This is a genomic window from Gracilimonas sp. (assembly GCF_017641085.1).
In the GTDB taxonomy this organism is placed as follows: domain Bacteria; phylum Bacteroidota; class Rhodothermia; order Balneolales; family Balneolaceae; genus Gracilimonas.
Window position 1 is genome coordinate 582,627 of sequence record NZ_JAEPPI010000002.1, and the last position, 14,387, is coordinate 597,013.

11 protein-coding genes are annotated in these 14,387 nt (G+C 45.9%); 3 read left to right on the forward strand and 8 right to left on the reverse strand.

Annotated features, from left to right (window positions below):
- Nucleotides 1–2: 2 nt before the first annotated feature.
- The 5 genes from dxs to JJ941_RS09645 all read right to left on the reverse strand — a co-directional run bounded on the left by dxs (nucleotide 3) and on the right by JJ941_RS09645 (nucleotide 6,635).
- Nucleotides 3–1,919 carry a 1-deoxy-D-xylulose-5-phosphate synthase gene (dxs, locus tag JJ941_RS09625; RefSeq protein ID WP_290964364.1) on the reverse strand — a complete coding sequence of 639 codons (1,917 nt, stop codon included), beginning with the start codon at nucleotides 1,917–1,919 and terminating at the stop codon, nucleotides 3–5.
- Between the two features lie 14 nt (nucleotides 1,920–1,933).
- Complete coding sequence (gene xseB / locus JJ941_RS09630; protein WP_255133915.1) at nucleotides 1,934–2,137, reverse strand: exodeoxyribonuclease VII small subunit; 204 nt, start codon at nucleotides 2,135–2,137, stop codon at nucleotides 1,934–1,936.
- A gap of 342 nt (nucleotides 2,138–2,479) precedes the next feature.
- Complete coding sequence (locus tag JJ941_RS09635) at nucleotides 2,480–4,882, reverse strand: DNA internalization-related competence protein ComEC/Rec2 (RefSeq protein WP_290964375.1); 2,403 nt, start codon at nucleotides 4,880–4,882, stop codon at nucleotides 2,480–2,482.
- A 125-nt stretch (nucleotides 4,883–5,007) separates the two neighbouring features.
- Nucleotides 5,008–6,153, reverse strand: coding sequence for a PQQ-dependent sugar dehydrogenase (locus JJ941_RS09640; protein WP_290964378.1), 1,146 nt, complete (start codon nucleotides 6,151–6,153; stop codon nucleotides 5,008–5,010).
- A gap of 23 nt (nucleotides 6,154–6,176) precedes the next feature.
- Complete coding sequence (locus JJ941_RS09645; RefSeq protein ID WP_290964381.1) at nucleotides 6,177–6,635, reverse strand: thioredoxin fold domain-containing protein; 459 nt, start codon at nucleotides 6,633–6,635, stop codon at nucleotides 6,177–6,179.
- A 131-nt stretch (nucleotides 6,636–6,766) separates the two neighbouring features.
- Between JJ941_RS09645 and JJ941_RS09650 the strand changes: the two genes are divergently transcribed.
- Complete coding sequence (locus JJ941_RS09650; RefSeq protein ID WP_255133907.1) at nucleotides 6,767–6,976, forward strand: hypothetical protein; 210 nt, start codon at nucleotides 6,767–6,769, stop codon at nucleotides 6,974–6,976.
- Here the strand turns inward: JJ941_RS09650 and JJ941_RS09655 are convergent.
- The 3 genes from JJ941_RS09655 to JJ941_RS09665 form a co-directional block, all read right to left on the reverse strand.
- Complete coding sequence (locus JJ941_RS09655; RefSeq protein WP_290964385.1) at nucleotides 6,973–7,572, reverse strand: Pycsar system effector family protein; 600 nt, start codon at nucleotides 7,570–7,572, stop codon at nucleotides 6,973–6,975. The two genes, JJ941_RS09650 and JJ941_RS09655, sit on opposite strands and share 4 nt — an antisense overlap.
- 45 nt (nucleotides 7,573–7,617) lie before the next feature.
- Entirely contained in the window at nucleotides 7,618–9,585 is a 1,968-nt protein-coding gene (locus JJ941_RS09660) for a tetratricopeptide repeat protein (RefSeq protein WP_290964388.1), read from the reverse strand.
- Between the two features lie 85 nt (nucleotides 9,586–9,670).
- Nucleotides 9,671–13,408: a BamA/TamA family outer membrane protein gene (locus tag JJ941_RS09665; protein ID WP_290964391.1), complete on the reverse strand. Its 3,738-nt coding sequence runs from the start codon at nucleotides 13,406–13,408 to the stop codon at nucleotides 9,671–9,673.
- Between the two features lie 277 nt (nucleotides 13,409–13,685).
- On the opposite strand from JJ941_RS09665, the gene JJ941_RS09670 reads away from it, so the two are divergent.
- Both JJ941_RS09670 and JJ941_RS09675 read left to right on the forward strand, forming a co-directional pair.
- Complete coding sequence (locus JJ941_RS09670; RefSeq protein WP_290964394.1) at nucleotides 13,686–14,099, forward strand: helix-turn-helix domain-containing protein; 414 nt, start codon at nucleotides 13,686–13,688, stop codon at nucleotides 14,097–14,099.
- Nucleotides 14,092–14,379 carry a hypothetical protein gene (locus JJ941_RS09675; RefSeq protein WP_290964396.1) on the forward strand — a complete coding sequence of 96 codons (288 nt, stop codon included), beginning with the start codon at nucleotides 14,092–14,094 and terminating at the stop codon, nucleotides 14,377–14,379. Before JJ941_RS09670 ends, JJ941_RS09675 begins: the two co-directional genes overlap by 8 nt.
- The last annotated feature ends 8 nt before the right edge of the window (nucleotides 14,380–14,387 follow it).

A 14,387-nucleotide genomic window follows, 5' to 3' on the forward strand; every position in this document is an offset into this window, starting at 1 on the left:
AACTAAACCTTTACCTTTGCTTTTTGCTTAACATTCTCAATAATGCCGGCAACGCCAATTCCGATTTCATCATGAAGTTCTTCCTGGGTGCCGTGCTCTACTATACGATCGGGAATGCCCATTATTTTAAGTGTGGGCTTATCTTCCTTGTCGGCAATGTATTCAGCAACAGCACTTCCGAATCCACCCATCTTAGAACCGTCTTCCAGGGTGATGATGTGGCTGTACTTGTTGCAAACCTGATCGATTAATTCCGTATCAAGGGGCTTGGCGTAGCGCATATCATAATGCCCGATTTCAAGGCCTTCTTTAGAAAGCTGATCGGCGGCTTCAAATACATATTTTCCAATCGGGCCAAAGCTCAGGATGGCAATGTCTTCACCTTCTCTGAGCTCTATCCCTTTTCCGATTTCTATCAGTTCAAAGTTCTCCCGAACATCCATTCCGGTCGCTCTTCCACGTGGATAGCGAATGGCCCAGGCGGCATCATCATACTTGGAGGCCGTGTACATCATATCGCGTAAATCCTGTTCATTAAGTGGAGACGAGATAATCATATTGGGGATTGCCCGCATATAGGCGGTGTCATATGCCCCGTGGTGAGTGGGGCCATCGGCTCCAACAAGTCCGGCACGGTCAATACAAAAAACTACGGGCAGGTTTTGAATGGCTACATCGTGAACAAGCTGGTCGTAACCGCGTTGTAAGAATGATGAGTAGATAGCACAAAAGGCTTTCTTCCCTTCGGCAGCTAATCCGGCTGCAAACGTAACGGCGTGCTGTTCAGCGATACCAACATCAAAGGCTCGCTCGGGAAAGGTATTCATCATCGGCCAAAGGCTGGAACCACTGGGCATGGCCGGAGTCATACTTACAATTCGTTCGTCTTTTTCGGCCAGCTCAACCAAAGCATCCCCAAACACATCCTGATATTTTGGAATAGGATTTGGCTTGGATGGTGTGGAAAGTGATTTGCCGGTAATTTTGTCAAAAGGACTGCTGGAAGCGTGCCACTTGGTTTGCTCTCGCTCGGCCGGGGCAAATCCTTTGCCTTTTACGGTAACGGCATGAAGCAATTTCGGTCCTTTCACATCTTTTAGGTCTTCCAGCATTCTGCGGAGTCCGTCAACGTCATGTCCGTCAACCGGGCCGTAATATTTAAATCCTAAAGAGCGAAACAGAGAGCCGGGGGTGAGTGCAGCCGTCATGGCTTTTTCCAGGCGAGAGGCTACTTTGCGCATCTTCTCACCGGCAGATTTAAAGTGCCCGAGCATATCGTACACTTCGTCCCTCATTTTATTAAAAGTCTTGCTGGTGGTGATGTCAGCCAAATATTCTTTCAGGGCACCAACATTCGGGTCAATCGACATGTTATTGTCGTTGAGGATCACCAGAATATCGCTGTTCATCGCGCCGGCGTTATTCATGGCTTCAAAAGCGAGGCCGGCTGTCATGGCGCCATCACCGATCACGGCCACAACTTTCTTGTCAGATTGGTCTAAATCGCGGGCTACAGCCATGCCCAGTGCAGCAGAAATTGAAGTGCTGGAGTGACCTACACCAAAAGTGTCATATTCGCTTTCCGATCTTTTTGGAAATCCTGAAAGACCGCCATAGATGCGATTGGTATGAAACTGTTCTCTTCGGCCGGTTAGTATTTTGTGCCCATAGGCCTGATGTCCAACATCCCAAACCAGCAGGTCTTTAGGGGTGTCATACACATAGTGAAGCGCGGTGGTTAGTTCCACTACCCCAAGGCTGGCACCAAAATGACCACCATGTACAGAAACCATGTCAATAATGTACTGGCGAAGTTCATCGCAAACTTCCTGAAGCTGATCGGCCTCAAGCTTTTTTAAATCGGAAGGAGAATTAATCTGAGCGAGTAACTTTCCCGGTTTTGGCTGTTTCTGTTCCATAGGTTTATAAAAATTTACTGCGTATTCGCTTCGTTTACTTGTTCTATACGAAGTTCAGCTTGCTCTAAGATTTCAGTACAAAACTTAGATAGTTGAACGCCTTCTTCATACAGCTTAACGGAATCTTCCAGTGTAATCTCTTCGTCTTCAAGTTGTTCCACTATCGATTCCAATTTCTTTAAAGCCTCTTCAAAGCTGAGTCGTTCCTTTTCTGCCATTAAGATTTTTTTGGTACGGTGATTTTTGAATACAGTTTAGCCCTGAAGGATACCGGTTTTTTAGGAAAAAGGCACAGTTTACTGTGTTGGATGTGATGATTATGAATAAATAGCCCCGTCCTTTAGGGCGGGGGCATTGAGAGTAACACAAAACCCAAGCATCATAAGAATACGCGGAAGATATGGTTTTCGCAGGGTTGGGCACATACACGTTAGTCGGCTACTTAGTCAAAGCTTCGGATACCAGAAAATTTTCATTTCTGCTTGTGGGGCGAAGCTTTTTTGTTCGCTCCTTTTTTAACCCGCCCTAAAGGACGGGGCTATTTATCTCACCGATCACAGTCACCAGTGGATGCGTTGAATGGATTTGCCGTCTGATTCAAAAATGATGGCTCTCTCCCGACTGGTAAAGAGTATTTGGGCGTCTGTGCGATGGAGTCGATTCAGGGCTTCGCGATGTGGATGCCGGAACCGGTTTCGTTCAGCCAGTGACACCACAGCAATTTCGGGAGTCACAGAACTCAGGAAGGCTGAACCCGAACTGGTCCGGCTTCCGTGGTGACCTACTTTCAGAAGATCAGTATCCAATAAGTGATTGTAAGCATGCACCAGGCGTTCTTCCTGGTCTTCGCCCGCATCGCCGGTAAATAGAAACTCCGACTCCCCATATATCACATTCAGTACAATGGAATGTTCGTTCGGGTCAGAGTTATAGATGTTACCATCCGGGCCAAGTACGAGAAACAGCATGGATGGATCCAGCGCGAGTGTATCTCCGGATACCAATGACTGTACAGGAATAGATTTTTCGGTGGCTGATTTCAGGTAGGTTTGATATAGGTTGGAATCATATTCATAACCGGAATTATAAATTACATCGATGGGGATAGAGTTCATCAGCTCAAGAATGCCTCCGATATGATCGGCATGGGGATGACTGAGAACAACGGCATCCAGCTTTTTGATTCCGGCTGATTTAAGATGCGGGATGATAACGGACTTTCCACTATTGTACCCCAGGGACCAAACTCCGGCATCAATCAGAATGTATTTATCGTTCGGAGTGTGGAGGAGGGCGGCATCACCCTGACCAACATCAAAGAAAGTGACGCTCAGTGTGGCCGGCTTTAACCTCTCGATTGCATTAAGTGATGCCATCAGGCAAGCTGTAGCCAGAAAAAAAGTCGTTAATTTCCACCGTAAAGCAGAGGTGTGCCAGGCGGCGATTCCTAATATCAGAAAAAGCCATAGGATGAAAATCAGGTTATTGTTTAGGGAAGCGGTGGTCCAGGCCCAGTCCCACTCTGCGGCCATATTCACAAAGTCGCTCATCCACCCAAGAAAAATATAAGAAGGATAATTGAGGATAAATCCGGCAGCAGGAATAATGGCGGTGATAAACAGAGCGACAAGAGACAGCGGAACCACAATTCCAAGAAAGGGGACGAACAGGGCATTGGCAATAGGACTTACTAAAGAAATTTCCCCAAAGTAATATACCTGTAAGGGATATAACCCAAATTGAACCACCAGTGAAACAATGACGACCATCAGGGGTTTGCTGTACCACCGAACCCGAACCCAATACGGCAGTAGGTTTTGGATGACCGGCAGAATGAGCAGTATAATCAGTACTGCCGAAAAGGAAAGCTGAAACCCGATATCAAATAGCTGCGATGGGTTGATAATTAAGAGAACAAGAGCGGCCGCTGCCGTGAGGTTAATGGAGTCGTTAATCTTATGGAAAAGTTTACCGTAGGTCAGAAAACCGGCCATTACAGATGCTCTCATCACAGATGGAGAAAACCCGGTGATGCCCGCATAACTGAATAGGATCAGGATCAAAAGAAGTAACCCGATTTTGCTTCCATGCTTTTTGGTCCAGAAATAGGGAATGATGATCCAGAAGGGAGCAATGATAAACCCAACGTGTAAACCCGAAACCGCCATAATGTGAGAGAGTCCGGCGCGGGCGAAAGCTGTTTTTGATTCGCTATCTAATTCTTGCTTGTATCCAACCAGTAAGGCCTTGGCTATCGGGGAGGTTTGAGTGTCAAAGTTTTTGTCGACAAGTTCTAAGGCACATTCTCTCCACCACACCCATTCAGCCGGGTTGCTGTTTGGTTGTACCTGGTGAAGGCTGTCGAGCTTGAATTGAGCAGAAATGCTTTGTGCATGGAGGTATGCTTTGTAGTCAAAGCCGAGTGGATTACGCTTTTCGGAAATGGGGATTATAGTTCCTGAAAAGCTCACCTTATCTCCCAATTTAGCTGCTCGCGCCGCTTCGTCTGCCAATATCCGTGCTTTATAGTTCAGATCAGAATTCAGGTGGTTTATTTTTGTTTCAGAAATGGCAACATCCCAGCGTTCTTTACCTGAGGAGGTTGTTGAAATAGAGGTGATCGATCCGGTTACATAGACCGGCTCCCAATCAGAAACTTGAATCAGTTTAATAATCAGCGGAGTTTCTTGTGCGGAATGAAGAGTATTTCTGAATATCCCGAATGAGACGATTAACAAGAGAAAAAGTGAGATCCCCAATTTTGGAAAAGCAGAGATTGAGGACTGCTGAACCTTCCACTCAACCCAGCCAAAAATCAGACAAAGCAGGGTAAATAGAATGAGGGAGAAGTGCAGAGCAGGCTTATAGTACTCATGAAGCAGAATGCCGACAATGATCAGCAGAACAATTCTGACGGCCGGATAGCGGCTAAAGGGGAATTGGTATGTTGTACGGGCTCCCATGTAAGTAAGAGCGATAAATCACCCATTCCTTACAAAAAATTTTATCGCAAATGAGAAATGGGTGGCCAATAAAAAAAGCCTGACCAAACAATCAGGCTTTCAGAAAAAAATATAAGAAGAAGTGTTTAGTCTTCAGTGGGGACTAACCGGTAAATTCCATCTCCTTCCGCAGAAAAATAAATGTAGCCGTCAGGACCTTGCTCAACGGCGCGGATTCTTCCGGCACCTTCTACCAGTTTTTGTTCACCTACAACTTCATCGCCATTCAAATCTAAGTGGGCGATATAGGCGAATTTCAAAGAACCTACCAGAAGATCTCCTTCCCAGCCCGGATATTTATCACTGGTGATGAATGCCATTCCGGATGGTGCAATTGATGGATCCCAATAAGTGATGGGCTGCTCCATGCCTTCGCGGGCGGTGTCTTCGGCAAACTCGGTTCCATCGTAATTAATACCATAACTGATAACCGGCCATCCGTAGTTATTACCCGGTTCAATGATGTTGACTTCATCCCCACCACGCGGGCCGTGTTCGTGCGACCAAACCAGTCCGCTTTCAGGATGAACAGCCATTCCCTGGGGATTTCTGTGGCCATAGGTGTACATGGCATCAAGTCCGTCTTTGCCTACAAAAGGATTGTCAGCCGGAACAGAGCCATCGGCATTCAACCGATAAATCTTACCGCCGTCACGATTGATGTCCTGGGGATTAACATCACGATTTCCGCGATCTCCGATGGAGAAAAACAGATATCCATTATCGTCAAAAACAATGCGGCTTCCGTAATGCTGTCCGCGGCGGGAGTTGGGCGTTCCTTTATAAATTTCTTCAATGGAAGTCAGGCTGTTTCCATCCAGTTTGGCGCGTATAATTTTTGTGTTACTGCCTGAGCCTTCTCCTTGGCTGGAAGCATAGGAAAAGTAAATCCAGCCGTTTTCTTCGTAATCCGGATGGGTTTCTACATCAAGGAAACCTCCCTGTCCGTTCACATCAAGATCAGAAGGAATGCCTTCGGTAATTTCAGCAACAATTTCACCGTCACTGATATGGTACAGGGTTCCGCCTTTCTCGGTTACCAGCATATCTCCATTGGGGAGAAAGCCAATTCCCCAGCCAATACGGATTCCTTCTACAACTAATTGGGCCTCAACGCTAAGGTCAGAGGCCGGAGGGGTCTTGGTGTCGTTGGTTTGGCTGTTGCACCCGGTAGAAAATACAAGCAGCGCAACAACAGGCAGTAAGTGTTGGGTCAGTTTTTTGAAAATCATAATAAGTCTTTGGTTAATCCTGATTATTGGTATAAGAACTGTCGGAATTCATCTACGCCCATATAACCTGTTTTTTTCTTGATAACGTTTCCCTGTGTGTCCAGGATCAGGGAAGTAGGAAATACATAGGCCCCTTTGCTTTGGGCGAATTCTTTGGAGGGGATTTCCTGTCCGTTGAACTGAATAGGTTCCGTTGAGTTCCCATCGATACGAACGGGGATGTAGTTGGCATCCAGTACCTGGCGCACGGTGGAGTCCGGGAATACTTCCCGGTCCATTGCCCGGCAGTATTTGCAGCCGATTTCATATACATCCACAAAAATAAGCTTATCGGTAGATGCGGCTACTTTCTGGGCTTCATTAATCGGAATCCATTCAGGGGCGTTTTCTATTACATTGGGTTGAACCTTGGAAAGGGAGTTGTACATAAAAATCCCAAGGAACGCACAAACCACGATAGTAATGGCAACTTTCTTCTTCATTAACGAAATAAATTGGTTAAAGATGAAAAATAGTAAATCTGAGGCATTTGTTATGCATGAAACCAATTTAAAAGCGGTTAAAGTTCAACAGCTGAAAGCAGATTTTTTTACCTTCCTGAAAAAAATAATTCATGGAAGAAAGAGATTCATACAGGCTCGGAAATGTTCAGGTTACTATCTCGGAGACGGACAAGCCCAACAAACTAAAAGTAGAATGTTTTGACGGGGAGTATCGCTCTGAGTTTACGGTGAGTGAATATGAGTTTAAAAACTACCGTCGCCTGATGAACCAGCGCATCACTCAGGCATACAAAAACATCGATGGAGAAGAGGAAGGTTAAAAACCGAAGCCTCCCGAAATTATCAGGTAAACCAAAATAAAGCTGCTTACCGATAGCACCAGCCCAACCATAAATACGTTGTAGGCAATCCTGATCAGCCGGTATTTTTCAGAAAGAACAGATCCCAATCCATATAAATCGCGGGCCATGGTATCATACAGACGTTCGCTGTCCGTCATCAGCTCTTCCATGCCGGTTACATAATCTTCACGGTTCAGCTTATTAAAATTTCCGAAAAACAGAATGTTCGACCGGTTTGAACGCACATCTTCCAGCGATACTTCTTCTTTGCTAACCCTCGGGCGGGCTGCCAAAACCGAATACACCAGGGCAACCATACAGGTTACCAGTAAAATAGAAGTCGGGATGAGTAGCCAGGGGTTTGAATCAATTTTAGGGGAGATGGATGCAAGGATAATAGATATAATAATCCCGTTGATGCTGATCATGATGTTGGACTTGTTATCTGCAATGGCACTCAGCTCAATGTGAGTGCGGTACGAAGTCCGAAACATATCTGAAACACCCCGCTTGCGTGAGCCGAGATCTTTCTTTTCCTCTTCCGGTTGAGGGTTTTCTTGTTGTGTGTCTGACATGGTTTTCCCGAGTTGTGAATCGCTAAGATACGAAAAGGCAATGAATTAATGAGCGTTGAGGCTCACTTTTGATTCTTTAGGAAGTCCGATCTTATGAACCAGATCTTCAAACCGCGGATCGCCTTTCAGGTTTTTTATGACGGGCAGTGTTTGTATTAAAAGGAGCGAGCCGAGTTTTTGTTTATACGCCTTATTCAGGTACTTGAAGGCCCGGTCTTTATCGCCAAGAGCGGCATATACCATGGCATAATCCAGCGTCAGGTTTTGGTTAGGCTGGTCTTTTTCTCTTTTTTTGATGAGTTCGATACTTTCTTCCGTCCGTTTTTTATCTCCCATCAAAGCGTAAATACAGGCAAGCTGAGAGCCTCCTTTGTACTTAGAATCGATGAGGTCGATGTACTTTTTGGCGGCCCGCAAGGCTTTGTCATATTTCTTTTGGCTCATATAAACCAACGCCCTTCCTTCCAACGCAGCACGGAAAAGAGGATCTAAATCGAGTGCCTCATTAAATGAGTTCAGGGCTTTTTCATAATTGCCAACCACCCAATGGGAGCGGCCTAATTCGAGCAGTGCCGGTAGAGAAAGAGGGTCAATTTTGGCAGCTGCTTCCGCTTGTTGAAGCATCTTATCAAACCGACCGACAATCCGGTTATAAAATGACAAAGCTTGCCGGGCTTCGCTGCTGTTGGGCTCCATGGTTATGGCCTTCCGGAAGTTGGATTCGGCTGTGTAAAAATCCCACTTAAAAAACAGGTTCACGAAACCCAGGGCAATGTAAGAGTCGGCCCGGGAATTGTTAATCTCAATAGCCTTCAGCGCATTCTTTTCTGCCTTGGTAAACGCTTTTTCGCCCGGCATATGTCCTATGGTTCCGAGGTAGGTATAGCAATTTGCAAGATAGGAGTAGGCGTTGGTGTAGGTATTGCATTCACGGATGGCTTTCTCAAAGTAGGTAATGGCTTTTTTGACAGCTTCGGGAGACCGTTTGTTCCAGTAAAAAAGCCCCTGTAAGTAATAATTATAGGCATCAATATTCTGTGTGGAAGATTCATAAAGGCGATCTTTTTCCTGTTCAGTGAAACTGTCCTCCAATCGGGTTACGATTTTAAGAGCAATTTCGTCCTGCACCGAAAAAATATCCTTCATTTCCCCGTCAAAGTTTTCAGACCAGATATGGAAGCCATCATCAGCATTGATAAGCTGGGCGGTAACTCTGATTCGATTTCCGGCCTTGCGCACACTGCCCTCCAGAAGAGTCGCTACATTCAATTCTTTGCCAATATCGCGGACGTCTTTGGTTACGCTCTTGTAGGCGAATACAGAGGTTCGGGAGGCAACGCGCAGGTCTTTTACTTTTGTGAGGGTGTTGATGATCTCCTCGGTGATGCCGTCACTAAAATATTCGTTGTCTGCTTCGGAGCTGAAATTGGTAAAGGGTAAAACAGCGATGCTCTTTTGAGAACTTCCGGTCAGCTCTTCGATGTAGCTTTGTTTGGGGACTTCGAGGCCGCGATCGGCCAGGGCATAGATGCTTATAGGGATGTAGATGTTTTTAAGCTCATGTTCACCGAAAGCCTCTACGCGAATACCGGGGTGATTTTTGACTTCATCAAACACCTTCCCGGAAATCATAACCGAGCCTGTAATTCCCAGCGCCTGAACCCGAGCAGCTACATTTACAGCGTCTCCATAAATGCCTTCATCATCGTACACCACATCCCCGATATGAATGCCAATGCGAAGGGGCACAGTCGGTTCGCTTCGAAGTACTTCCTGAATTTCTTTGGCGCAGTTTACGGCATCCAGGGCGCTGCCAAACATGATGAGCGTGCCATCCCCATAATACTGCATCACCTGCCCGTGATACTTCAGTAAAGACTTCTCGATTACAGATCGCTGACGGTCTCTAAGCTCTTTTGCGTTCGCCTCATTATCCTGCATCATTTTTGAATAACCGACAATATCGGCAAACATGATGGCAGCGAGCAATCGTATGTTATTAGTTTTGGCCATCAGTTATGGCATTGTGACTTGGTGATTTAGATAGGTTTGACCTGTATAAATATACTCAATAATTAAGCCTTAAAGAATATGGGCATTAGAATAAAAATCCTGCTTTCACTGAAAACAAGGTTCCTTCTTCCGAGACACCAATACTCGAATTGATTAAAAAAGATTCAAACACATTAAACCAAATGCCTCCGCCATAGCCGGTATGCCAAAGCTCGGAATTCTCTCCCTCAAACCAAACGCGGCCCACATCAAAAAAGCCACTGATTCCCACCTTTCCGCCTAACAGGTAGTTGTAGAAATCGAAGAGCTCCACGCGCAGCTCGGTGTTATTGAAAAAGCTGGTTCTCCCCGAAAAACGACGCCCGTTGTATCCTCTTAAGTTGGTGGTGCCTCCAAGGGTATTGGCCTCGTAAAATGGAAAGTCTCCAATGTTATGGGCCGAGCCGACTCTGTTGGCGATGGTAATTTGCGGGTCAAGCCGGGGTGAGAAGTACAGCTCCAGTTCAGACTGAAGCCGGCTGAAGGTTTCGTCCGTATTCAGAACTCCCACATTTAACTCCCCATCCAGAATAAGTCGATATCCTTGTTTTGGGTTAAGGCCATTATCTAAATCAGAAAAGTGAAGGGAAGTTACCAAGCCGGTAAACCACTGTTCGTCAAAATCGCCACGTGGGATTCCCTGTGTTGGGTCGGTGACAATGTTGTTCGGGTCTTTCTCCACATTGGTACCACGCAGGTTAATACCGGCATAAAGCTCCAGGATGTTTTTTTGGATGGTCATTCCCGGTTCAATGGAGTACTGATACAGGCGGGCTCGGTAATAATTCAAAGAGCGGTCTTGCAATGTCGTTTCATTTCCGAAACCGAAAAAATTCTTATAACTCTTGGGAAATAAAAACTCCCCTTCCAATTTGACATCCCACTTTTGGATCACATCATACCAGGTTCCATTATAGCGTACGTTTGCAGCTCCGGTAAGCGGGGCGTAATTGGCCCGCGGATAATGAACAGACGCCGGTTGCTTTCTGAAGCCATTTTGAATGATGTTCGGCCCGCCGCCCAGGAACAAACCGTCATCGTTATTGTATTCAAAAAATAGGCTGGCACGGATGGTATTCCAGCGGAAATCCTTGCTGTAATTGTAATGAATATTTTCGGCTTTGTCGTAGAGGTTTACATCGGTGTTAGAGCCTTTCGATACGGAGTTGCCATTCCTTGTATCATAAATTTCAACCTGGCGGAACAAGCCTTTACGGGAGGTTGAATCCGAGTACACATCATTTCCCGAACCGCCGACAATCCTGATTTTGGTATTATTCTTTTCCTCTCCATTCAATCGGAAAATATCGTCATCGCCCATTCCATACAGGCGTAATTCATGGGTTTCATTTCGGGAGAAAACACGTTCATAATATTGCTCCCGAACCTCTCCTTTTCCCGATAGCTTAAACACTTTTACCTGTATTTCATCGGCGCTAAGCACCTGCACCTCAAATAGCTCCCGCTCGTTGCTTCCCTGAATTGAAGCCACACCGGAAATCAGTTCATAGTAGTCGGCAGCAACATCAATTATTTTGTCTCTGCGGATTTTAAACGTTCGGATGGTTTCATCTCCAAACTTCTCAAAAACCGGTGCCGGGTAGTTTCGAACGGCTTCCTCTATCACTTCATCCGTAAGGGAGTTTTTGATGTCTTCCGCAATATCCAGCCAGTCTTTTTTGGTAAGCTGATTTGTGAACCGGCGCGTCATAGCCAGCGAGTTATTATTTAACCCTTTGAGATATCCATAGTCGTCAGAAAAATTTTGATACTGGGAAAAAGGCCCCAGCACTTTAGCCAGTGAAGGTATTACACCGGTCATGTTCATTAGTGCAATATCCCGGTCGCGTGGAATGGGTTTGTAGATTTTGCCTTTCTCGTCTTCCGGTTCAAAAGAAGCCCATCGCCATTGGTCTTCATGCCGATCCCAGTCGGCCAGTAGCATATCTAAGAGCCGGTTTTTGGCAAAAGCTTGTTGGTCCACACGATGATCTATATCATTATCCAGCTCGCGAAGTAGTTCCGTGCTGCTGAGCACTTCTTCAGTAAATCCAACGCTGGCAACATCACTCATGTCGCCGTTGGGGCGTTCTTCAAACAGAGCAAGTTGCCCGCTTATTTCATCGGCATAGACGCCAAGCTTGGGGTCGTCCGGCACATAATAGATCTCGGGGTTGGTATGATAAGTGCCGATGGCATCTGCAAGTGTTGGGATCAACAATGCGGAATAGGGATTGATGATAGAGAACTGATCCTGGGCTAAATCCCGGGCAATGGTTTTCTTGAGTTCTTCATCCCAGATCCGGCCGGCTTCTTTGTCAACTGAGCGGAGCACAAAATCCCGGCCGTCTTCGCGTTCAAGGTGAATGGTGGTAGATTGTCCTTTCCCCCCGGTTCGTACGGGCGTTAACCCGTCTTCCACTTCGGTGATGTCAAACACAGGGAACTCATGTTCAACCGACCAGTATTTTCGGTTATGTGCCCCAATAAAAAACTCGAACAGGCCGTTCTTACCATCATAATCATGGTTGGCAGCAGCCACTTTTGTGCTGTCGGTGTAATCAATGTCAGCCACATCCTCTATGGAATCCTGATCAGGAAAGGCCTCCTCGAAAGGGGGCTTAAGTTGGTTTCGATACAGTAATTTTCCGGTAGACCCATCTCCTTGGGGAGTCCACGCTTCCAGCCAGACAGACCCATCCCCATAATATTGAATAGTCAAAAATCCGTTTCCGGAGTGGATAAACTCAGCGCCCCGCCCGGAGGCTACATAATTCTCTTTTGTGCCGGAACCGCTGATCAGGTAATGATGATTGATGCGGGTGCCTTCCTCGCGGTGATATTGAAGGCTGTGTGCATGACCGGAAGCATATATCAAATCCTCCAGTTCATAGGTGTGAAATAAGTTCTCCAGTGCGTCCACCATTTTTGCATATTGATGATGGTGAACATCCTGTGGGTTGCCAAACACTCTGCGGTACAACGCATATAAACTCCCAAAAACGGGCGGTTTCAGGTGGGTGGAAGGAGGCAGATATCCGCCATGATTCCCATTTGTTTTTAAAGGATGGTGGGCAGCAATCAACAAATAATCATTTCGTTGCTTTTTCAGAATGTCATCCAGTTCGATAAGGATATCGCCGGCATCAAAGAGTTCATACTCTCCGGTATCGCCATATGGTTTGTCGTATTTGTGAAGCCACCACTGCGTATCTAAAACAATAAGCCGGATGTCTTCGCGAAGCCGGGGGTCGTCATTGTCGTCCAGAAGTTTAACGGATACCGGTCCAGGGAAGCCATTGTCGGGCAAAAACGTATTGCCACGATTCAGGTACGATTCCACAAAACGTTCTTGTCGCTTTACGGCCTCTACACCATCAGGTCCACCATCATCCCAGTCGTGGTTGCCGGGTATAAAAACCACACGTCCTTTAAAGTTGTCAACGGTTTTGAGCTGCTCCATTAATCGCTGCTCATAAAAAGCTCTTCGCGGATGAGCAGAGTCAGGGAGTCCATTCATGTAAATATTATCACCCAAAAATACAGCAGCACTTCGCTCGCCGGACTTTTCAAGTTGTTGCTGAAGGAACTTCAGGTTTGGTTCCTGAACATCCAAGGAAGGGGCGCCGGCGTCACCGATCAGGAATACCCGATAGACTAAGTCATTACTGTCGGGGGGAGAAAGAGAAAAGGGGTCGCCGTCTTCCCGGTTAATATATGTTTGGCTGGCCGAACAAGAAGAAAGAAGGAAAAGGAGTAAGAGGGCGTAACACTTATTAATCATCGGGATAAATTAGGGAACCGCATCCTAACAAAAAACCGGGAATGAAAAGGAATGTAACCGGATTAGAAGCAAGGATTAGTGAGAGGCAGGCATAAAAAATCCCGCACAGGTTTTAGCTGCCGGGCTTGTTTTTTTGAATAACTGCTTCCAATATACGGCGGAACCGGTGCCTCGACCAAATCTAATTTCTTTTCGATAACTAATAGCAACTAATAATAAATTATTTGTAGTTTAAAGGTGATAAACAGTAATCAAAATTTGATAATTAAAAAGCGAAATGCCCAAGACAGTAGGAGATTTAACGCTGTATTCGGTCGATGACCTGCATGAGCAACTCGGAATTTCAAAGATGACTTTGCGAACTTACCTTCGGGAAGGACGAATCCGGGGGCGAAAGCTGGGGGTTAGCTGGTATGTTACGGAAGAAGCCATCCGCGAGTATTTTAATGAGCCTCAGGAGCCATCACTCCAAACTTCAAAAAAGAAAAGTGATAAGCAGTACCGGTATATTGTGCAAGGCATTAACGACCTTGTGAGTGAAACCGAAGAATGCGAAACTATTGATGAAGTAATATCCACGCTGAAGGAACAGGCGATCATAAGCTTATTCCAGGTTCGGATTGTGGATAAAGAATCAGATGAAATCACAGAAATTATTAAAGCCAGAGAATTTTTAGAACGCCATGCTTAAACTGAAAGATACCGGATTAGAGGAATTTTCGTTTGGAGACGGACCCGATGATCAATTCTATATTTTAGTGAACAAGAAGATCAGTCCCGATGGAATAGATGTGGACAAACTAAGCAAGACCGACCCCCGGAAATTTGATCAGGTACTCTCTGATATGGGGTGTGTGCTGATGCTGAATGGAGTGGAAGTCACCGAGTTATGCATGCGTGGCGAGCTGGACAATGAAAACCTGCATGAAAGCATGTATGAGCTTGCTAAAGATGAAGGGATTATTAAATAAAGCTTCCT

Bases quoted from the DNA above. Each gene is read 5' to 3' on its own strand.
- JJ941_RS09665 (WP_290964391.1), bottom strand. From the start codon at position 13,408: ATGATTAATAAGTGTTACGCCCTCTTACTCCTTTTCCTTCTTTCTTCT.
- JJ941_RS09660 (WP_290964388.1), bottom strand. From the start codon at position 9,585: ATGGCCAAAACTAATAACATACGATTGCTCGCTGCCATCATGTTTGCC.
- JJ941_RS09675 (WP_290964396.1), top strand. From the start codon at position 14,092: ATGCTTAAACTGAAAGATACCGGATTAGAGGAATTTTCGTTTGGAGAC.
- JJ941_RS09640 (WP_290964378.1), bottom strand. From the start codon at position 6,153: ATGATTTTCAAAAAACTGACCCAACACTTACTGCCTGTTGTTGCGCTG.
- JJ941_RS09650 (WP_255133907.1), top strand. From the start codon at position 6,767: ATGGAAGAAAGAGATTCATACAGGCTCGGAAATGTTCAGGTTACTATC.
- JJ941_RS09635 (WP_290964375.1), bottom strand. From the start codon at position 4,882: ATGGGAGCCCGTACAACATACCAATTCCCCTTTAGCCGCTATCCGGCC.
- JJ941_RS09655 (WP_290964385.1), bottom strand. From the start codon at position 7,572: ATGTCAGACACACAACAAGAAAACCCTCAACCGGAAGAGGAAAAGAAA.
- JJ941_RS09670 (WP_290964394.1), top strand. From the start codon at position 13,686: ATGCCCAAGACAGTAGGAGATTTAACGCTGTATTCGGTCGATGACCTG.
- dxs (WP_290964364.1), bottom strand. From the start codon at position 1,919: ATGGAACAGAAACAGCCAAAACCGGGAAAGTTACTCGCTCAGATTAAT.
- JJ941_RS09645 (WP_290964381.1), bottom strand. From the start codon at position 6,635: ATGAAGAAGAAAGTTGCCATTACTATCGTGGTTTGTGCGTTCCTTGGG.
- xseB (WP_255133915.1), bottom strand. From the start codon at position 2,137: ATGGCAGAAAAGGAACGACTCAGCTTTGAAGAGGCTTTAAAGAAATTG.